The sequence below is a fragment of the Micromonospora globbae genome (assembly GCF_003610785.1).
Taxonomy (GTDB): Bacteria; Actinomycetota; Actinomycetes; order Mycobacteriales; family Micromonosporaceae; genus Micromonospora; species Micromonospora globbae.
In genome coordinates, this window is the sequence record NZ_RAQQ01000008.1 from 201,067 (window position 1) to 220,467 (window position 19,401).

General features: G+C 74.2%; 15 protein-coding genes. 10 read left to right on the forward strand and 5 right to left on the reverse strand.

Annotated elements, in window-relative coordinates; genetic code table 11:
- Nucleotides 1-110 precede the first annotated feature (110 nt).
- The 4 genes from D7I43_RS13530 to D7I43_RS13545 all read left to right on the forward strand — a co-directional run bounded on the left by D7I43_RS13530 (nucleotide 111) and on the right by D7I43_RS13545 (nucleotide 4,589).
- The gene (locus D7I43_RS13530; RefSeq protein WP_120328827.1) at nucleotides 111-1,295 is read left to right on the forward strand and encodes a zinc-dependent alcohol dehydrogenase; all 1,185 of its coding nucleotides are present in this window, start codon (nucleotides 111-113) and stop codon (nucleotides 1,293-1,295) included.
- The gene (locus tag D7I43_RS13535) at nucleotides 1,292-2,236 is read left to right on the forward strand and encodes an SDR family NAD(P)-dependent oxidoreductase (protein WP_120328828.1); all 945 of its coding nucleotides are present in this window, start codon (nucleotides 1,292-1,294) and stop codon (nucleotides 2,234-2,236) included. The genes D7I43_RS13530 and D7I43_RS13535 overlap by 4 nt, the downstream gene beginning before the upstream one ends.
- Nucleotides 2,237-2,322: 86 nt before the next feature.
- The gene (locus D7I43_RS13540; protein ID WP_120328829.1) at nucleotides 2,323-3,351 is read left to right on the forward strand and encodes a serine hydrolase; all 1,029 of its coding nucleotides are present in this window, start codon (nucleotides 2,323-2,325) and stop codon (nucleotides 3,349-3,351) included.
- A gap of 92 nt (nucleotides 3,352-3,443) precedes the next feature.
- On the forward strand, nucleotides 3,444-4,589 hold the full coding sequence (locus D7I43_RS13545; protein WP_120328830.1) for an MBL fold metallo-hydrolase: 1,146 nt from the start codon (nucleotides 3,444-3,446) through the stop codon (nucleotides 4,587-4,589).
- Nucleotides 4,590-4,648: 59 nt separating this feature from the next.
- Here the strand turns inward: D7I43_RS13545 and D7I43_RS13550 are convergent, their stop codons facing one another.
- Nucleotides 4,649-6,160 carry a deoxyguanosinetriphosphate triphosphohydrolase family protein gene (locus D7I43_RS13550; RefSeq protein ID WP_120328903.1) on the reverse strand — a complete coding sequence of 504 codons (1,512 nt, stop codon included), beginning with the start codon at nucleotides 6,158-6,160 and terminating at the stop codon, nucleotides 4,649-4,651.
- Between the two features lie 62 nt (nucleotides 6,161-6,222).
- On the opposite strand from D7I43_RS13550, the gene D7I43_RS13555 reads away from it, so the two are divergent.
- The 6 genes from D7I43_RS13555 to D7I43_RS13580 all read left to right on the forward strand — a co-directional run bounded on the left by D7I43_RS13555 (nucleotide 6,223) and on the right by D7I43_RS13580 (nucleotide 14,375).
- Nucleotides 6,223-8,739 (forward strand): Tex family protein, encoded by a 2,517-nt coding sequence (locus D7I43_RS13555; RefSeq protein WP_120328904.1) that lies wholly within the window; start codon nucleotides 6,223-6,225, stop codon nucleotides 8,737-8,739.
- A gap of 299 nt (nucleotides 8,740-9,038) precedes the next feature.
- A complete protein-coding gene (locus D7I43_RS13560) occupies nucleotides 9,039-9,467 on the forward strand; it encodes a hypothetical protein (protein ID WP_120328831.1) in 429 nt (142 codons plus the stop codon).
- A gap of 391 nt (nucleotides 9,468-9,858) precedes the next feature.
- A complete protein-coding gene (locus tag D7I43_RS13565; RefSeq protein WP_275670839.1) occupies nucleotides 9,859-10,542 on the forward strand; it encodes a sugar transferase in 684 nt (227 codons plus the stop codon).
- A complete protein-coding gene (locus D7I43_RS13570; protein ID WP_120328832.1) occupies nucleotides 10,539-11,711 on the forward strand; it encodes a DegT/DnrJ/EryC1/StrS family aminotransferase in 1,173 nt (390 codons plus the stop codon). Before D7I43_RS13565 ends, D7I43_RS13570 begins: the two co-directional genes overlap by 4 nt.
- Complete coding sequence (locus D7I43_RS13575) at nucleotides 11,708-12,352, forward strand: NeuD/PglB/VioB family sugar acetyltransferase (RefSeq protein WP_120328833.1); 645 nt, start codon at nucleotides 11,708-11,710, stop codon at nucleotides 12,350-12,352. Before D7I43_RS13570 ends, D7I43_RS13575 begins: the two co-directional genes overlap by 4 nt.
- Nucleotides 12,353-12,500: 148 nt before the next feature.
- On the forward strand, nucleotides 12,501-14,375 hold the full coding sequence (locus D7I43_RS13580) for a polysaccharide biosynthesis protein (RefSeq protein WP_120328834.1): 1,875 nt from the start codon (nucleotides 12,501-12,503) through the stop codon (nucleotides 14,373-14,375).
- Between the two features lie 272 nt (nucleotides 14,376-14,647).
- On the opposite strand, the gene wecB is transcribed toward D7I43_RS13580, so the two are convergent.
- From wecB to D7I43_RS13600, 4 genes are read right to left on the reverse strand one after another with little or no spacing between them, the layout of a single operon-like run.
- The gene (wecB, locus tag D7I43_RS13585; protein ID WP_120328835.1) at nucleotides 14,648-15,772 is read right to left on the reverse strand and encodes a non-hydrolyzing UDP-N-acetylglucosamine 2-epimerase; all 1,125 of its coding nucleotides are present in this window, start codon (nucleotides 15,770-15,772) and stop codon (nucleotides 14,648-14,650) included.
- Entirely contained in the window at nucleotides 15,769-17,007 is a 1,239-nt protein-coding gene (locus D7I43_RS13590) for a glycosyltransferase family 4 protein (protein WP_120328836.1), read from the reverse strand. Before D7I43_RS13590 ends, wecB begins: the two co-directional genes overlap by 4 nt.
- Entirely contained in the window at nucleotides 17,004-18,131 is a 1,128-nt protein-coding gene (locus D7I43_RS13595; protein ID WP_120328837.1) for a polysaccharide biosynthesis C-terminal domain-containing protein, read from the reverse strand. Before D7I43_RS13595 ends, D7I43_RS13590 begins: the two co-directional genes overlap by 4 nt.
- Nucleotides 18,125-19,138, reverse strand: coding sequence for a polysaccharide biosynthesis protein (locus D7I43_RS13600; protein ID WP_275670840.1), 1,014 nt, complete (start codon nucleotides 19,136-19,138; stop codon nucleotides 18,125-18,127). The genes D7I43_RS13595 and D7I43_RS13600 overlap by 7 nt, the downstream gene beginning before the upstream one ends.
- Nucleotides 19,139-19,401 lie beyond the last annotated feature (263 nt).

Sequence of the window (19,401 nt, forward strand, 5' to 3'; positions counted from 1 at the left end):
CGGCCGTTACCGAACCCGGGCGGACCACCGGCCTCGGGCTGGGTCCATTTCCGGTTCAACTCCCCACACCCGGGTAGCTGTGCGGAGGCGGACTCCCGGAGGGAACGGACATGAAGGCAGTGACCTGGCAGGGCAAGCGGGACGTACGCGTCGAGGAGGTGCCCGACCCGCGCATCGAGGAGCCGACTGACGCCGTCGTGCGCGTCACGTCGACCGCCGTCTGCGGCTCCGACCTGCACCTGTACGAGGTGCTCGGCCCGTACCTCGCGCCGGGCGACATCCTCGGCCACGAGCCGATGGGCGTCGTCGAGGAGGTCGGGCCCGGGGTGACCCGGCTCAAGCCGGGTGACCGGGTGGTGGTGCCGTTCAACATCGCCTGCGGCACGTGCTGGATGTGCCAGCGGCAGCTCTACGCCCAGTGCGAGACCACCCAGGTCCGCGCCGAGGGCAAGGGCGCCGCCCTGTTCGGCTACACCTGCCTCTACGGCTCCGTGCCCGGCGGCCAGGCCGAGTACCTGCGGGTGCCGCACGCGCAGTTCGGCCCGATCACCGTGCCCGACACCGGCCCCGACGAGCGCTGGCTCTACCTCTCCGACATCCTCCCCACCGCCTGGCAGGCCGTGAAGTACGCCGACACCCCGCCCGGCGGCACCCTCGCCGTGTTCGGGCTCGGCCCGGTCGGCCAGTTCTGCGCCCGCGTCGGGCTGCACCTCGGCGCCGGCCGGGTCATCGGCCTCGACCTGGTGCCCGAGCGGCTGGAGATGGCCCGCCGGTACGGCGTGGAGGTGCTCGACGTCCGGGACCTCGACGACGTGCCGGGCACGCTCGTCGACATGGTGGACGGCCGCGGCCCGGACGCGGTGATCGACGCGGTCGGCATGGAGGCGCACGGCTCCCCCGCCGGCAAGCTCGCCCAGGCCGCCGCCGGCCTGCTCCCCGACCGGCTCGCCCAGGCGATGACCGACCGGGTCGGCGTGGACCGGCTCAGCGTGCTGCACGCCGCCCTGAAGTCCGTCCGCCGCGGCGGCACCGTCTCGCTCTCCGGCGTGTACGGCGGCGAGCTGGACCCCCTGCCGCTCATGGAGATGTTCGACCGGGGCGTGCAGCTGCGCATGGGCCAGTGCCACGTGCGTCGTTGGGTCGACGAGATCATGCCGCTGCTGAGCGGCGACGACGACCCGCTGGGCGTGGAGGACCTCCGCACGCACCGGCTGCCGTTGCAGCGGGCGCCGGAGGCGTACGAGATGTTCCAGCAGAAGCGGGACGGCTGCGTGAAGGTCGTGCTCGAACCGTGAGCCGGGTCGTGGTGGTCGTCGGCGCCACCAGCGGGATCGGTCGGGTGGCCGCCCGGGAGTTCGCCCGGCGCGGCGACCGGCTGGTGCTCGCCGCCCGCGCGCCGCAGACCCTCGAGGACGTACGCGCGGAGTGCGCCGCCGAGGGCGCCGAGGTGCTCGTCGTACCGACCGACGTGACCGCTCCCGGGGCGCTGGCGGCGCTCGCCGACGCGGCCGTCGCGCGGTTCGGCCGGATCGACGCCTGGGTGCACACGGCCGCCGTCACCGCGTACGGGCGCTTCGACGAGGTGCCCGGGCGGATCTTCGACCAGGTCGTGCGCACCGACCTGCTGGCCGCCGCCGAGGCGGCCCGGGTGGCGCTGCGGCACTTCCGGTCCACCGGCTCGGGCACCCTCGTCCTCACCGGGTCCGTGCTGGGCCACATCACGGCGCCGTACCTGAGCGGGTACGTGGCCGCGAAGTGGGGGCTGACCGGGCTCGTGCGCACCCTCCAGCAGGAGCTGCGGGACCTGCCGGACGTCCACGTCTGCCTGGTCAGCCCCGGCAGCGTGGACACACCCATCTACCAGCGGGCGGCCAACCACCTGGGACTCGTCGGGCGGCCACCGCCGCCGGTCGCGACACCGGAGCGGGTCGCCCGGGCCGTGGTCGACTGCGTCGCGCGGCCCCGCCGCGAGGTGTCGGTGGGACGGCTGAACCCGCTGATGCGGGCCGGCTTCACCGTGCTCCCCGGCCTGTACGACGCCCTCGTCGGCCCGCTCATGCGGCGGCTCGGGCTGGCCGACGAACCGGCGCCCGCGCACGACGGGGTCCTCTTCGCCGCCGACCCGGCCAGCGAGGCGGTGCGCGGCGGCTGGCTGCCGGACGTCGGGCACCTGCTGCGCACCGCCGCGGCGCTGCCCGCGTCGGCCGGCACGCGCCTCCTGAGACGGGTGCGGTGAGGCGTCAGCGGGATCACGCCCGTCGATCGGTTCGCCTAGTGTGGTGGGCCGGAGATCATTCCGGTGCGCCACGACGGGAGAGACAATTGACGATCAGGGTGAACCGCAGGACCGCGCTCGGGCTCGGCACGATCGCCACCGCCGGCACCGTGCTGGGCGCCGCCGCCCCGGCGTCCGCCGCGGACGCCGACGCCGACCCGGGCCTCACCGCCGAGGCCGCCGCGACCCCGGGCCGGGTCGCCGCCCGGGTGGCGGAGGCGTACGAGCGGGAGACGACCCGCGCGGGCGGCAACTGGCAGGCCTACATCAGCGTGGCCGACGCGGCCGGCGCCCCCGTGGTGGCCGTCGCCGACGACCCCGACCAGCGGCTCGAGGCGTACAGCGTCAACAAGATCGCGGTGGCCACGGCGGTGCTCGACAAGGTCGACCGGGGCCTGCTCACGCTCGACCAGCGCGTCGACGTGACCGCCGCCATCGTGGTGCCCGGCGGGGACGGGATCTTCAGCCTCGACAACGCCTACCCCAGTTCGGTGACGCTCGGCCACGCCCTCGCCGCGCTGCTGACCGTCTCCGACGACACCGCCGTACGCCTCTGCGGCCTCGTCTGCCCGGCCGCCGAGCTGAACAGCATCCTCGTGGCCAAGGGCTTCCCGAACACGCAGGTGGAGCCGGTCGCCAACCCCAACCGCTTCTTCCTCGGCACGAGCACCCCCCGGGAGACCCACGAGCTGCTGCGGGCGCTGGTGGCCGGCACCCTGCTCTCGCCGGCGTCCACGGCGTTCCTGCTCAACCTGCTGCGCTCCCCCATCGCGTTCACCGACGGCATCCGGCGCACCATGTCCTCGGAGGAACGGGCGCGGGTCGCCACCAAGGCGGGCTGGTTCGGCTCGGCCCGACACGAGGCCGGTGTGATCTTCGACGCGGCCGGCGCCGCCGTGCTGACGTACGCGATCTTCGCCGACGGCCAGGCGGACGCGGACAACTTCGGCTCCACCCACCCGGCGGTGCAGGCCCGGGCCCGCCTCGGCCGGGTCATGATGAACGCGACGGCCCGGCTCACCGGCACGGGGCGGCGGCACCGGCCGAGCCCTCGCCGGCCGAGCAACGGCGGCTGATCCCCCCGTCGCGCCGCCGTGCCCCGGGGTTCCCCGGAGCGCGGCGGCGCTCGGTGACTACCGTGTAGTACGGGAGAGCCGGAGGGACGAGCATGCGTGCACCAGCGGAACGACCGGAACCCGACCGCGCCCTCGGCCGGCGGCTGGGCGGCCTGGCCGGCGTTGCCGCGCTGGCGGGCCTGGCCTGGATCGCCCGCGACGTGCCGCTGGCGCTGGGCGGCCGGCTGACCGGCGCACGGGCAGAGCGGGCGGCACGATCCCCGCAGTTCCGCGACGGCACCTTCCACAACCCGACCGGCGCCCGGTCCACGCTCGCCGAGCCGGGGCGCAACCTCCTCTGGGAACTGCTCTTCGGCAAGCAGAAGCGCCGCCCGGGCGCGCCGGTGCCGCTGCTGCGGCCGGCCGCCGCGCCGGCCGCCGACGCGAGCCGCGAACTCAACGTGATCTGGTACGGCCACGCCTCCGCGCTGATCGAGATCGAGGGCCACCGGGTGCTGCTCGACCCGGTCTGGAGCGACCGCTGCTCGCCGTCGGCGCTGGTGGGCCCGCGCCGGCTGCACGAGCCGCCCGTCCGCCTCGACGAGCTGCCCGCGCTGGACGCGATCCTGATCTCCCACGACCACTACGACCACCTCGACCTGCCGACCGTACGCGGGCTGCTGGCCCACCAGAGCGCCCCGTTCGTGGTGCCGCTCGGCGTCGGGGCGCACCTGGACCGGTGGGGGGTGCCGCCGGAGCGGATCGTCGAGCTGGACTGGTCGGAGAGCCACCGGGTGGGCGGCCTCACGCTCACCGCCACCGCCGCCCAGCACTTCTCGGGGCGGGGGCTGCGCCGCGACGGCACGCTCTGGAGTTCCTGGGTGATCGCCGGCGCGCACCGCCGGGTCTTCTACACCGGCGACTCGGGCTACTTCGCCGGCTACTCCGCCATCGGCGCCGAGCACGGCCCCTTCGACGTGACGCTCATGCAGATCGGCGCGTACGACCGGGCGTGGCCGAGCATCCACATGTACCCGGAGGAGGCCGTCACCGCGCACCTCGACCTGCGGGGCGGGCTGTTCATCCCGGTGCACTGGGCCACCTTCAACCTCGCCCTGCACGACTGGGCCGAGCCGGTGGACCGGCTGTGGGCCGAGGCCAAGGCCCGGGACGTGCGCATCGCCGTACCCCGGCCGGGTGAGCGCGTGGTGGTGGACGACCCGCCGCCGGTCGACGGCTGGTGGCAGTCCGTCGCCTGAGCGCCCCTGGTGCCGCCCCCGTGCGGTCGGCCGCCCGGCCCGGGCGACGCGCGTGCCGGTCAGAGGACGAACGCGTCGGTCCAGAGGGCGCCGGAGCGGCCGGAGAGCGCGTCCTGCATCGCCACCGCCTGGTTGTCGGTCAACTGCGCCACGAAGTCGACGATGGCCCGACCCCGGGCGCGGCCGATCCGGTCCGGGGTCCGCGGGTGCAGCTCCGCCTCGGCCAGCTCGACGAGGTCGTGCAGGCGACGCGGCAGGCGCGACTCCTCCTCGGGGTCGACCAGCCACTCCCACAGCGCCTGCACCAGGGTGCCCAGCAGCCGCGCCTGCCCCCGCTGGTGCAACGCCAGGTCGGGCCGGGCCAGCACGAACCGGTGGTGCACGAACTTGAGCACCTGCACCTCGTGCCACTGCGCTGGCGCGAGGAGCACGTGGCCGGAGCGCACCGCCGGCTGCTCGGTCACGTCGACCGCCTCGACGAAGCGCGTGGACCACCGGGCGGAGAAGCGGGCGACGTACTGCTCGGCCTCGATCGAGCCGTCGAACGGCAGGGCCAGCAGGCCGTCCACCAGTTCCTCCCGGACGTGCTCGACCGCGGCGGCGAACGCGTCGTCGTCGGCGATCCAGGCGTCCTTGCGGTGCAGCTGCCGGCGCAGCCGCTCGATCGCCGCGCCGGGGCGGCGGGCCGAGGCGGCCAGGGCGCCGTCGGTGATCGCCCGGAAGTGCCCGCCCTCCCGCTGCCAGGCCATCAGCTCGGCGGCCACCGCGCCCTGCTGGAGCACACCGACGCGGTAGAAGTCCTCCACGTCGTGGATGGCGTACGCGATGTCGTCGGCGGTGTCCATCACGGACGCCTCCACGGTCTGCTGCCAGTCCGGGATCCGCCCCGCGAAGGGCTCCCGGGCCTGCCGCAGGTCGTCGATCTCGGTCCGGTACGCGCCGAACTTCGACGAGCCGCTCTCCGGGTCGTCGGGCGGCGGGGTGGCCCCCCGCGGCGGCGGGTCCATGAACCGGGGGTGCGGGTCGGGGTGGTCCAGCCGCGTCCAGGGGTACTTGAGCATCGCGGCGCGTACGGCGGCCGTCAGGTCCAGGCCGGTCGTCGCCGCACCGCGGATCTCGGTGCTCGTGACGATCCGGTACGACTGCGCGTTGCCCTCGAAACCGTCGGGGAGGCCGAGCCGTTCCCGGGCCAGCCGGTCCAGCACCCGCTCCCCCAGGTGCCCGAAGGGCGGGTGACCGAGGTCGTGGGCGAGCGCCGCCGCCTCCACCACGTCCGGGTCGCAGCCGCCCAGCTTGTCGAGCAGGTCGCGCCGCTGCTCGTCGGCGAGGAGCCGCTCGGCGATCGCCCGGGCCACCTGCGCGACCTTGAGACTGTGGGTGAGCCGGTTGTGCACCAGCAGGCCGGAGCCCACCGGACTGATCACCTGCGTGACCCCGCCCAGCCGGGCGAAGAACGGCGAGCCCACGATCCGGTCGCGGTCGGCCCGGAACGGGCTGGCCGCGAGGTCGCCGAGGGCCCGTGCGCTGCCGCCGAACAGGCGGCGCGCCCGAGGCTCCACAGGTGCTTCCATGATCGCCACGCTAGCGCGGCACAATGCTGGGCGGAAACCACACCCGAAGGCGGATCGAGATCGTGACCCTCTCTGTTCATCAGCGGATCGCCGAGGAGCTCGGCGTGGCCGAGCGGCAGGTACGGGCGGCCGTGGAGCTGCTCGACGGCGGCGCCACCGTGCCGTTCATCGCCCGCTACCGGAAGGAGGCCACCGGCCTGCTCGACGACACCCAGCTGCGTACGCTCGAGGAGCGGCTGCGCTACCTGCGCGAGCTGGACGAGCGGCGGGCGGCGGTGCTGGAGTCGATCCGCAGCCAGGGCAAGCTGGACGAGGCGCTCGAAGCGCAGATCATGGCCGCCGACTCGAAGTCCCGGCTCGAGGACATCTACCTGCCGTACAAGCCGAAGCGGCGGACCAGGGCCCAGATCGCCCGCGAGGCCGGGCTGGAACCGCTCGCCGACATGCTGCTGGCCGACCCCACGCAGGACCCCCGCACCGTGGCCGCCGGCTACCTCGACCCGGACAAGGGCGTCGCCGACGCCGCGGCCGCCCTCGACGGGGCCCGCGCCATCCTCATCGAGCGCTTCGCCGAGGACGCCGACCTCATCGGCACGCTGCGCGAGCAGATGTGGTCGCGGGGCCGGCTGGTCTCCCGGGTACGGGAGGGCCAGGAGTCGGCCGGTGCGAAGTTCGCCGACTACTTCGACTTCGCCGAGGCGTACACCACGCTGCCGTCGCACCGGATCCTCGCGATGTTCCGGGGCGAGAAGGAGGGCGTGCTCGACCTCACCATGGAACCGGAGGAGGCCGGGGAGGCCGACGCCGCGCCGGCCGGCCCGAGCCGGTACGAGGCGGCGATCGCCGCCCGCTTCGGCGTCAGCGACGCCGGCCGCCCCGCGGACCGGTGGCTGGCCGACACGGTGCGCTGGGCCTGGCGTACCCGGATCCTCATCCACCTCGGCGCGGACCTGCGGATGCGGCTCTGGCAGGCGGCCGAGGAGGAGGCCGTGCGGGTCTTCGCCACCAACCTGCGCGACCTGCTGCTCGCCGCCCCGGCGGGCGCCCGGCCGACCATGGGCCTCGACCCGGGCCTGCGGACCGGTGTGAAGGTCGCCGTCGTGGACGCCACCGGCAAGGTCGTGGCCACCGACACCATCTACCCCCACGAGCCGCGCCGGCAGTGGGACGCCTCCATCGAGACGCTCGCGCGGCTCGCCGCGGCGCACCGGGTGGAACTGGTCGCCATCGGCAACGGCACCGCGTCCCGCGAGACCGACAAGCTCGCCGGCGACCTCATCAAGCGGCACCCGCAGCTCAACCTCACGAAGGTGATGGTCTCCGAGGCCGGCGCCTCGGTCTACTCCGCCTCCGCGTACGCCGCTCAGGAGCTGCCGGGCCTCGACGTGTCGCTGCGCGGCGCGGTCTCGATCGCGCGACGCCTGCAGGACCCGCTCGCCGAACTCGTGAAGATCGACCCGCGCTCGATCGGGGTCGGCCAGTACCAGCACGACCTGTCCGAGGTGAAGCTCTCCCGGTCGCTGGACGCGGTCGTCGAGGACTGCGTCAACGCGGTCGGGGTCGACGTGAACACCGCGTCGGCGCCGTTGCTGACCCGGGTGTCCGGCATCGGCGCCGGGCTGGCCGAGAACATCGTGCTGCACCGGGACGCCAACGGCCCGTTCCGCACCCGGGCCGACCTGCGGAAGGTGCCGAGGCTCGGCCCGAAGGCGTTCGAGCAGTGCGCCGGCTTCCTGCGGATCCCCGACGGCGACGACCCGCTGGACTCCTCGAGCGTGCACCCGGAGGCGTACCCGGTGGTGCGCCGCATCCTCGCCCACACCGGTCAGGACCTGCGGTCGCTCATCGGGAAGTCGTCGATCCTGCGGGGGCTGAAGGCCACCGACTTCGTCGACGACACGTTCGGCCTGCCGACGGTGACCGACATCCTCGCCGAGTTGGAGAAGCCGGGACGGGACCCGCGTCCCGAGTTCCGGACGGCGGCGTTCGCGGAGGGCGTGGAGACGATCGGCGACCTGAAGCCGGGCATGGTGCTGGAGGGCGTCGTCACGAACGTGGCCGCCTTCGGCGCCTTCGTGGACGTCGGTGTGCACCAGGACGGGCTGGTCCACGTGTCGGCGATGTCCCGGACGTTCGTCAAGGATCCCCGCGAGGTGGTCAAGTCCGGCGACGTGGTCAAGGTCAAGGTGCTCGACGTCGACGTGGCACGTAAGCGGATCTCGCTGACCCTGCGGCTCGAGGACGAGCCCGGCGCCGACGCGGACCGGCGCGGTCCGGGCCGGGGCGGCCGGGGTGACGGAGGCGGCCCCCGCGGCGGGGGCGGCCGGCCCCAGGGCGGTCGCGACGCCCAGGGTGGCGCCCAGGGTGGCGGCGGCCGGGGCGGCAGCGGCGGGCGGGGTGGCCAGGGCGGCAGCGGCGGCGGGCCTCGCGGCGGTGAGGGCGGCGGCTCCCGCGGCGGTGAGGGCGGCTCCCGCGGTGGCGGACGGGGTGGCCAGGGCGCCGGGCGGCAGGGCCGCGGCGCGGCGGCCCCGGCGAACAGCGCCATGGCGGACGCCCTGCGCCGCGCCGGCCTGGCCTGAGTGACCCGAGGGGCGACCTTCTCGACAACGCGCGACGTCACGCGGCGAGGCCGACAGCTACGCCGCGCAACAACACGGAAGTAGTGGCCTCCCGGCTCCCGGGAGGCCACTACTTCCAGGATCGGGCGTGATCTCCCGGGACGCCCTCCCAGCCGGCGCCCGTCGGCGCGGCCGGCGCGGTCGCGCGGCGGTGGGGGCGGTGGGGCGGCACGGAACGGCGGGGCGGTGGGGCGGCACGGAACGGCGGGGCGGTGGGGCGGCACGGACGGTGGGGCGCGGGTGGGGCGTACGGTCGGGGCGTGGATGGCGTCGACCGGACGGACTGGGCGGAGCGGCAGCGGCGGGCGGCGCGGGCGCACGCGGAGGCCGACGCCCGCCGCCGGGCGGCCGAGCACGCGAAGGCGGCGGAGATCGTGGCCTGGTTCGTGGCGGAGGCTGCCCGGCGGGGGCTGCGGCCGACCCGGCTCACGGCCCGCTCCTACGACGGGCGGGGGCGGTACCGGACCCGGCTCACCGGCTGGTACGTGGACCGGGCGCGCACCCGGGCGGTCGACGTGGACGGCCGCTGGCACCTGCTGACCGTGCCGGGCGGGCTGCGCGCCCGCCTGTTCGGCGCCGAGCCGGAACCCAGCCCTCCCCCGCTGGTCGTCGGGGAGGGCGGGCGCGACGGGGAGTCGATCCCCCTCCGGACCCTGCTCACGCGACGGCTCGACGCCGGAAACGACTGACCTGGGTCCACGCGAGCCACGACCAGCGGAGACGACCGACCGGGATCCACGCGAACCACGACCAGCGGAGAAGACGACCGACCGGGATCCGCGCGACCGCTGGCCGCGGAGACGACCGACCGGGATCCGCGGGAACGAGTAGCCCCGCGTCCGGAGGGACCGCCCGAGCGGGCCGGTCTCCTCGCCCGTCCGGCCGAGCCCGCCTCTACCGCCCGGCCCCCTGACGCGGGCATGCACGGGCGGTCTCCGTCACAGGCCGTGTCCACCTGGGCACTTCTGGGGTTGATCGGGGCGAAGCAGCCCCGGTATCACGATTCGCATCTGCTGCGTCGTATTTGCCTGATAGAACCAGTTTGCCCGGTTTAAGACTGGATCCCTTGGAGGCCGAGCGGTGCCCGTACCCCATGCAGTGATCGCTCCCCCGCGTCCGGCACCCACCAGACCGTACGACCGCGTCAAGCGGCTGCTGGACGTCGTCGGCGCGGCCGTCCTGCTCGTGCTGACCGCGCCGCTGATGGCCGTGGTGGCGCTGCTGGTGGCCACCTCCCTCGGGCGGCCGGTGCTGTTCCGGCAGTGCCGGGCCGGCCGCTACGGCGCACCCTTCGTGCTGGTGAAGTTCCGGACGATGCTCCCGCCCGCTCCCGACCGGGCGGGCGACGGCGACCGGCTCACCCCGCTGGGACGGTGGCTCCGCGCCAGCAGCCTCGACGAACTGCCCACGCTCTGGAACGTGCTCCGCGGTGAGATGAGCCTCGTGGGGCCGCGACCGCTGCTCACCGAGTACCTGGAGCGCTACTCCCCCACGCAGGCCCGCCGTCACGAGGTGCGGCCGGGCGTCACCGGGCTGGCCCAGGTACGCGGGCGCAACAGCCTGAGCTGGGAGGACAAGCTCGACCTCGACGTGCGGTACGTGGACACCCGGAGCCTCCGTGCCGACCTGTCGATCCTCGCCGCGACCGTGCGCACCGTGCTCCGGCGCGAGGGGATCAGCGCGCAGGGAAGCGCCACCGCCCACGAGTTCCTCGGCACGGCCCACCGCCCCGCGCCGGCGCAGCGGGATCGGACACCGGTATGACGGCCCGGACAGACGGCCCTCCGGGCCCGACGGTGCTCCTGTCCCCGCCGGACGTCGGGCCGCTGGAGGAGTCGTACCTCATCGAGGCCCTGCGTTCCGGCTGGGTGGCGCCCGCCGGCCCGGACCTGCAGGCATTCGAACGCGAGGTCGCCACGCGGGTCGGCACGGCCGGCGCGGTGGCTGTCAGCTCCGGGACGGCGGCCCTGCACCTGGCGCTGCTCGGGGTCGGTGTCGGCCCCGGCGACGTGGTCGTCGTGCCCACCCTGACCTTCATCGCCACGGCCAACGCGGTCCGGTACACGGGGGCCCGTCCGGTCTTCGTGGACTGCGACCCGCAGACCGGCAACGTGGACGTCGACCTCGTCGCCGACCTGATCCCGCGGCTGCGGGCGCGTGGCGAACGGGTCGGGGCGGTCGTCCCCGTCGACATGTTCGGCAGCTGCGCCGACTACACGGCGCTGGTCCCGCTGTGCGCGGACGCCGGCGTGCCACTCGTCGAGGACGCCGCCGAAGCGCTCGGCGCGACCCACGCAGGGGCCGCCGCCGGCTCCTTCGGCCAGGTCGGCGCACTCTCCTTCAACGGCAACAAGATCATGACCACCTCCGGTGGCGGGATGCTGCTCTCCGACGACACCGAATTGCTCACGCGGGCCCGGCACCTCGCGACCCAGGCCCGTGAGCCGTTGCCGCACTACGAGCACCGGGAACTCGGCTACAACTACCGGCTGAGCAACCTGCTGGCCGCGCTGGGCCGGGCCCAGCTCGTCCGGCTGGACGGGATGATCGCCCGACGCCGCCAGCTGCGCGACCGGTACGCGAAGCTCTTCGCGCCGGTGCCCGGCGTCCGGCTGCTCGGCGCGGAGGACAGCGGCGCGAACTGCTGGCTGACCGTCGCCGTCGTGGACGAGGACCGGTCGGGCTGGCGGGCCGCGGACCTGGCCGCCCACCTGGCGCGGCGTGGCATCGAGACGCGCCCGGTGTGGAAGCCGATGCACCTGCAACCGGTCCACGTCGGCGCGGAGAGCCTGGTGACCGGCGCGGCCGAGCGGCTCTTCGCCCGGGGGATCACGCTGCCCAGCGGCAGCGCCCTGCGGGAGCCGCAGATCGCCCGGGTGTTCGCGGCGATCGAGGAGTTCCTCACCGTACGCACGGGAGGGTCGGCCGCGTGACGGTGGATCTCGTGGTGGTCGGCTGCGGCGGCCACGGTCGGGAGGTCGCCACCATCGTCCGGGCCGTCAACGAGGCGGCCGGACGACCGGTGTGGCGCCTGCGGGGCGTCGTCGACGACCGGCCCGGCGAGGTGAACCTCAAGCGCCTCCAGCGGCTCGACGTGCCGTTCCTCGGCGGCGTGGACCACCTGCGCGACGCGCCGACCGACGTCCACCACGTCATCGGCATCGGTGACCCACGGGTCCGGCGCGCGGTGGGACGCCGGCTCGACGCGTACGCCACGCCGGCGGCGAGCCTCGTCCACCCGGACGCCACGATCGGCCCGGACACGCGCTACGGGCCCGGATTCGTGGCCTTCGCGGGGGCGCGGGTCACGACCAACGTCGTCATCGGCCGGCACGTGCACCTCAACCAGAACGCCGCGGTCGGCCACGACAGCACGCTCGCCGACTACGTGTCCGTGAACCCGCTCGCCGCCGTGTCCGGGGACTGCCACCTGGCGGAGGGTGTGCTGATCGGCACCACCGCCGCCGTGCTCCAGGGGCTGCGGGTCGGGCGGGACAGCACCGTGGGCGCCGGCGCCTGCGTGGTGCGGGACGTGCCCGACCAGGTCGTGGTGAAGGGCGTACCGGCCCGCTGACCAGAACATGATGAACGGGACGTTCGTCGCTGCAAACGTGAAAACGCCCAAACGGACACGGGCGGCATGTAACAAGGACGATGAGCGCAAACAACCCCTTCCGCCTGCCCGGCGGAAGCGGTCGGGAGACGGGACAGGGAGCCACCAGATGCCGCAGGACACAGCGAGCAGCGAACGCACCGAGCAGCGGTCGCGGCGGGCAAGGGCCCGGCGTCGTACCGCGGGTTTCCTCGCCACCGACGCCACCGCCTGGGTGGGAGGGTTCGTCGCGGCCGTCTGGACCCGGTACGAGTTCCAGCTCCCCCCGGGTCAACTCAGCCGCGCGACGATCATCGGCGTGGGAGCCGCCGTCATGTACGTGGCGGTGGCGGCGCTGCGCCGGCTCTACACCGGACGGCACCCGCTCGGCAGCCTCCAGGAGGTGCAGGGGGTCGCCGGCACCACGGTCACGACCGCCGGCATCGTGCTGCTCGGCCTGCTGCCCTCCGCCGACCGGCCCGTCCCGGCGAGCACCCCGCTGGTGGGCGGCGCGCTGGCCCTGCTGTTCATGCTCGGCGCGCGGTTCGCCTACCGGCACCGGCGGGACCTGGCCATGCGGCCGGACGTCCGGTTCTCGACGCCGGTGCTCCTGTTCGGTCTGGGCGACGCCGGGCAGGGCCTGCTGCGCGCCATGCTGAGCGACCCGCGCGGCCGGTACCTGCCGGTCGGGGCGCTCGACGACGACCCGGACAAGCGCGACCTGCGCATCGGTGGTGTCCGCGTGCTCGGCGGCCGGGGTGACATCGCCGCGGCGGTCCGGCGTACGGGCGCGACCACCGTCATCTTCTCGGTGGCCAACGCCGACGCCGCGCTCATCCGCGAGATCCGCGAGGCCACCCTCCAGACCGGCGCGGCGTTCAAGGTGCTGCCTCCCGTACGGGACCTGGTCGACCACCGGATCACCGTCACCGACGTACGCGACGTGCAGATCAGCGACCTGCTCGGCCGCCGCCAGGTGGTCGGCGACCTGTCGCTGCGGACGAACGGCCTCACCGGCCGGCGCATCCTCGTGACCGGCGCCGGCGGCTCGATCGGCTCGGAGCTGTGCCGCCAGGTGATGAAGGCCGACCCCGGCGAGCTGATGATGCTGGACCGGGACGAGTCCGCCCTGCACGGCCTCCAGATGTCGCTCGCCGGGCGGGCCCTGCTCGACGGCCCGGAGCTGATCCTCGCCGACCTGCGCGACGACGAGGGCATCCGGCGGATCATCCGGGAGCGGCGTCCGGAGATCATCTTCCACGCCGCCGCGCTCAAGCACCTGACCCTGCTCCAGCGACACCCCGGCGAGGCCGTCAAGACCAACGTCTGGGGCACCCTGTCGGTGCTGGACGCCTGCGCGGACGTGGCGAAGTTCGTGAACATCTCCACCGACAAGGCGGCCGACCCGATCAGCGTGCTGGGCTACTCGAAGCGCATCACCGAACGGCTCACGGCGCACGCCGCCACCCGCTTCCCGGGGACCTTCCTCAGCGTCCGGTTCGGCAACGTGCTGAGCAGCCGCGGGTCGGTGGTGACCGCGTTCCAGCGGCAGATCGAGGCCGGCAAGCCGCTGACCGTTACCCACCCCGAGGTGACCCGCTACCTCATGACCGTCCAGGAGGCCGTCCACCTGGTGCTCCAGGCCGCCGAGATCGGCCGGGACGGGGAGGCCCTGGTGCTGGACATGGGCGAGCCCGTCCGCATCGCCGACCTGGCGCGCCAGATGGCCGAGCAGGCCGACAGCTCGGTGCCGATCGTCTACACCGGACTGCGTCCCGGCGAGAAGCTGCACGAGGACCTGCTCGGCACCGGTGAGATCGACACCCGGCCGTTCCACCCGCTGGTGTCGCACGTGGCGGTGCCGCCGCTGGACCCCATGGAGGTGAGCGGCCTCGACCCGTACGCCGACCCGGCCGTCGTGGTCGAACAGCTCGCCCTGCTCTGCGCCCAGCCGGTCACCCCGCTGGTCGACGGCGCGCTCGACGTACGGCTGTCGTCGCACTAGTCGGCCGGCGCCTGACCGGGGGCGACGCCACCACGTGGTGGCGTCGCCCCCGTCGCGCTGCGCCGGGGGCAGGCGACGGACGACCGCCCCCGCCCGGCGGCGCGGTACCCGGATGGCGCCTCCGTCCAAGGCGCGGTACCCGGATGCCGCTGTGGCCCGGCGCCCGGTCCCCGGCCGGCGCCACAACGCCTCTGCCCAGGGCACAGCCCCCCACACACGCCTCGGGGCCGGTCACCGCGCGACATCGCGGTGACCGGCCCCGGCGTGCGGGATCAGCGGCGGATGCCCGCCCAGTCGTGGTGCCGCCGCACCGTGGAGAGGATGAAGCCGACGACCCGACGCGAGGTGTCGGGGATCTGGTAGTCGACCGGGCACGGCACACCCTGCGCGGCGACCTGGTCCACGGTGACCTGCACCGCCTCGACCACGCCGGCCGGATCCAGGCCGGTCATGATGATGCCGCCGGCGTCGAGCGCCTCCGGACGCTCGATCGACTCGCGCAGCGTGACCGCCGGGAAGCCCAGGATGGCCGCCTCCTCGCTGATCGTCCCGCTGTCCGACAGGGTGCAGTACGCGTGCGTCTGCAGGTGCACGTAGTCGATCAGGCCGAAGGGCTCGTGGAACGCGATGCCCTCCAGCGCCGTGGCGTCCGGCGCCAGCGCCTCCAGCCGCTTGCGGGTACGCGGGTGCGTGGACACCAGCACGGGGTGACCCCAGCGGTCGTGGACGGCCCGCAGGCAGTCGAGCAGCCGCTGGAGCCGGGCCGGCTGGTCGACGTTCTCCTCCCGGTGCGCGCTCACCACGAAGTAGCGGCCCGGTTCGAGTTCGAGCTGGCGCAGGATCGTGGAGGCCGCGATCTGCGGGCGGTAGTGCTCCAGCACCTCCCGCATGGGGGAGCCGGTGAGCAGGATCCGCCGCGGGTGCAGCCCCTCGGCGAGCAGGTTGCGCCGGGCGTGCTCGGTGTAGACCAGGTTGAAGTCGGCGACGTGGTCGACGAGCCGGCGGTTGGTCTCCTCCGGCACGTTCAGGTCGAAGCACCGGTTGCCGGCCTCCATGTGGTAGACCGGCACGCGCATCCGCCGCGCCATGAGCGCGGCGATGCAGCTGTTGGTGTCGCCGAGCACGAGCAGCGCGTCCGGCCGGTACTCGGCGATGGCCGCCTCCACACCCACGAGCACCCCGCCCAGCACCCGGCCGAGCGAGGACGTGTCGACGCGCAGGAACCGGTCGGGCTCGCGCAGCCGCAGTTCGGTGAAGAAGACGTCGGAGAGCGTGCTGTCCCAGTTCTGTCCGGTGTGCACCAGCACGTGGTCGAGTGTGTCGTCGAGCCGGGCGATCACCCGGGACAGCCTGATGATCTCGGGTCGGGTGCCGACCACCGTCATGATCCGCGTCATGTCCGTCCTCCCTGTCCTGCCGCCTTCGTGAGGATGTCCTCGAACTGGTCGACGCCGACCCGCAGCGACATCCGCTCCCGGTAGACCCGCCGGGCCCGGTGCGCCATGTCCCGCCAGGAGGCGGCCGGCAGGTCCGCGGCCTGCGCGAGCCGCGCGGCGAGCGCCTGCCAGTCCTCCGGCGGGCAGACGAGCCCGACACCGGTCGACCGGACCAGCTCCGCGCCGTCGCCGGCCAGGGCGGCGATGACGGGGGCGCCGCAGGCCAGGGCGGCCTGGAGCTTCGACGGGACGGCGGCCCGCAGGGCGGGCACGTCGCGCAGGCAGACGAGCTGCCAGTCCGCGGCCGCGTACAGCTCGGCCATCTGCTCCGCGGGACGCCGGCCGACGAACCGCACGTTGTCGGCGCCGAGGTCCGCCGCGAGCCGGCGGGCGGCGTCCTCGTCGGCACCGGAGCCGACCAGCACGAGGTCGACGCGGTCCCGCACGGCCGCCGCCGCACGGATGGCCGTGTCGAGGCCCTGCATCAGGCCGAGGTTGCCGGCGAACATCACCGTGCAGCGTCCGCGGTGCCCCAGCACGGCACGGGCGTCGTCGGTGGCGGGCACCGGCCGGAACAGCGCATCGTCGGTCCAGTTCCACACCACCCGTACGCGGGCGGGGTCGGCGCCCCGCGCCACCACCCGCTCGGCCATCGTCGGCGAGATCGCCACCACCGTGTGGGCCAACCGGTACGTGCGGCGCATCAGCCCGCCGAGCGCCCGCTCCAGGGCGCGCCCGCCCCGGCCGGTCGGGGCCATGCCGGACTGCACCACGGACTCGGGCCACAGATCCTGCACGTGCAGCACGACCGGCGTCCGCCGCAGGGCGCGCAGCAGGGCCGCGGCGGCGACCGACGTGGGCGGCGGATGGTAGACGTACGTGACGTCGACGCCGGCGAGCCACCCCACCCCGGCGGCCGCGCTCGTGGCGCCGAAGGAGAGGTGGCTCAGCGCCCGGCGGGCGGCCGACGTGTCGTGGCTCGGGTAGGCGGGGACGCGCCGCACGGCGACCGGCCCGTCGTCCTCCCGGTGCCGCCAGCGCTGCCGCCAGCCGGGGAAGATCCGGCCGTACGGGTAGCTCGGGAACGTGGTGAGCACCCGCACCTCGTGGCCGCGCGCGCCGAGTTCCCGCGCCAGGTTGCCCGGGATGAACACCCCCTCGGGCGGGTACCACTGGCTGATCAGGCCGATCTTCACGCGCCGACCGCCACGGGCGCCGTCGAGGTCTCCTCGACCGGTTCGGGCCAGGTGTCCGGCCGGTCCGGGTCGAAGAGTTCGTTCGTCCAGAACAGGGTCAGCAGCTCGTCGGCGCCGGTGTTCACGAGCTTGTGGACCCACATGGTCGGCATGTCGATCACCACCGGCTCGTCGCCGCGCACCGGGAAACGCAGCACCTCGGTGTCCCCGACGCGGCGCAGGCTGATCTCGGCCGAGCCGCGCAGCACCACGAACCGCTCCACCTTGGCCAGGTGGAAGTGCTCGCCGCGGGTGACGCCCGGCCGGGTGCTGGAGCAGAACGTCTGCCCCGCGCCGCCGTGCGCCTTCACGGTCTCGACAAGTTCGCCGCGCGCGTCGGCCCGCCGGGGCAGCGCGATCGGGTAGTGCGCGGGGAAGCAGTGCGACCGGTAGGTGTTGAACAGCCGCACCTCGTGCCGGTCCCGCAGCGGCGGGATCTCCCCCGTCCGGTACGTGTCGGCCATCGCGGCGAGCCGCCCGGCCAGGTCGCGTACGCCGACGCGCAGCGGCGGCATGGTCGGATCCCACGACCCGCCCGCGGGGACGCCGGCGAGCCGGGCCGCCGCGTCGGTGACGTGCACCAGGTCGAGCTGACGGTCGGCGTGCACCTCCGGCTGCCCGCCCTCGGCGAGCACTCGGCAGAAGGTGGCCACCGCCGAGTTGTAGTACGGGCGGCCGTGCTCGCCGTACAGGTTGGGCAGGAGCACGTCGTCGAAGGGCAGGCCGGTGTCGGCGAGGAGGCTCGCCGCCGTGGCCTTCGAGTCGCCGTACGGGGTGCCGTTGCCGGCCTGCACGCTGTTGGCGAAGACCAGCGACCCCGGCGGCGTGGCGGCGCGCCGCAGCCCCTCGACGAGCTGGGCGGCGAGCTGCACGTTGCCGGCAGCCACGTCGGCGGGCTCCCCCCGGTTGACGCCCGCCACGTGCAGGACGCGGTCGACGCCGGCGACCTTGGCGGCCACCACCGCGGGATCGGCGAGGTCCGCGCGCGTGACGACGGTCGGCTCCGGCCAGCCCAGCGCGCGCAGCAGCACCCGGACGTGCCAGCCGAGGAAGCCGCCGGCCCCGGTGACGGCCAGCCTCAGCACGCCAGCACCGGATCCCGCAGCGCCAGCTCCGCACGGACCTCGGGCAGCGTCTTCAGCAGCTCGACGATCTCGGGTACGCCGAGCCGCGGCGCGTTGGCCGAGTTGAAGTCCTCTCTCGGCCCGCCGCCGAGTTCGCCCTCGGAGACGTAGAGGGCGTAGTTCAGGTCACGGGCGTCCAGCGGCACCCGCAGGAACTGGCCGAAGTCCTCGGCGCGGGTCAGCTCCTCACGGCTGGCGAGGGTCTCGTCCAGCTTCTCGCCGTGCCGTACGCCGATCACGTCCAGCTTGAACGGCACGTCGAAGAGCTGGCAGACCGCCTCGGCGAGGTCGCTGATGGTGCAGGCCGCCGCCTTGCGGATGAAGATGTCGCCGGGCCGGGCGTGCGCGAAGGCGTGCTCGACCAGTTCGACCGAGTCGGCCAGCGACATGAGGAAGCGGGTCATGCCCGGGTCGGTGACCGTGAGGGCCCGGCCCGCCTTGATCTGCTCGATGAACAGCGGGATCACCGAGCCCCGCGAGTACATGACGTTGCCGTACCGGACACACGAGACGGTGGTGGCGCTGTTCGGGTTGTTGCGGGCGTGCGCCTGGGCGACCTTCTCCATGAGCGCCTTGCTCATGCCCATGGCGTTCACCGGGTGCACCGCCTTGTCGGTGCTGAGCACCACCACCGAGCCCACCCCGTTGCGCTCGGCGGCCTCGACGACGTTGGCGCTGCCCAGCACGTTGGTACGCACCGCCTCCAGCGGGAAGAACTCACAGGACGGCACCTGCTTGAGGGCGGCCGCGTGGAAGATGAAGTCGATGCCCCGGCTGGCCCGCAGCACCGAGTCGTAGTCGCGCACGTCGCCGACGTGGTAGCGGACCCGCTCGTCGCCGAGCACCCGGCGCATGGCGTCCTGCTTGGCCTCGTCGCGGCTGAACACCCGGACCTCACCGACGCCGCGGTCGAGGAGGCGCCGCACCATCGTCTGGCCGAACGAGCCCGTGCCGCCCGTGATGAGCACCCGGCCTCCGTGGGGCAATTGCGTCACTGGAACCCCGTCCCTCGTTAGCTGAACAACAGGGCTCGCGCCCCGGTGACGGGCCCGACCCGCACACCTCGCGCAACGAACCGAACACAAAGCCGGAAACGCCTCAATCGGGACGAAACTTCGACCCGATCGGGCGAAGCTGTCTGATCGGCAGCAAGTACGTGAAACCCGGGACGGGTGGTTCATCCCTTGCTATAACGGCGAGGGCACGCCAACCAGCAGGGCCTTCTCGCCCG

Excerpts from the sequence above, each read along its gene's own strand:
- D7I43_RS13530 (WP_120328827.1), top strand. The coding sequence starts at position 111 with ATGAAGGCAGTGACCTGGCAGGGCAAGCGGGACGTACGCGTCGAGGAG.
- D7I43_RS13545 (WP_120328830.1), top strand. The coding sequence starts at position 3,444 with ATGCGTGCACCAGCGGAACGACCGGAACCCGACCGCGCCCTCGGCCGG.
- D7I43_RS13550 (WP_120328903.1), bottom strand. The coding sequence starts at position 6,160 with ATGGAAGCACCTGTGGAGCCTCGGGCGCGCCGCCTGTTCGGCGGCAGC.
- D7I43_RS13570 (WP_120328832.1), top strand. The coding sequence starts at position 10,539 with ATGACGGCCCGGACAGACGGCCCTCCGGGCCCGACGGTGCTCCTGTCC.
- D7I43_RS13580 (WP_120328834.1), top strand. The coding sequence starts at position 12,501 with ATGCCGCAGGACACAGCGAGCAGCGAACGCACCGAGCAGCGGTCGCGG.
- wecB (WP_120328835.1), bottom strand. The coding sequence starts at position 15,772 with ATGACGCGGATCATGACGGTGGTCGGCACCCGACCCGAGATCATCAGG.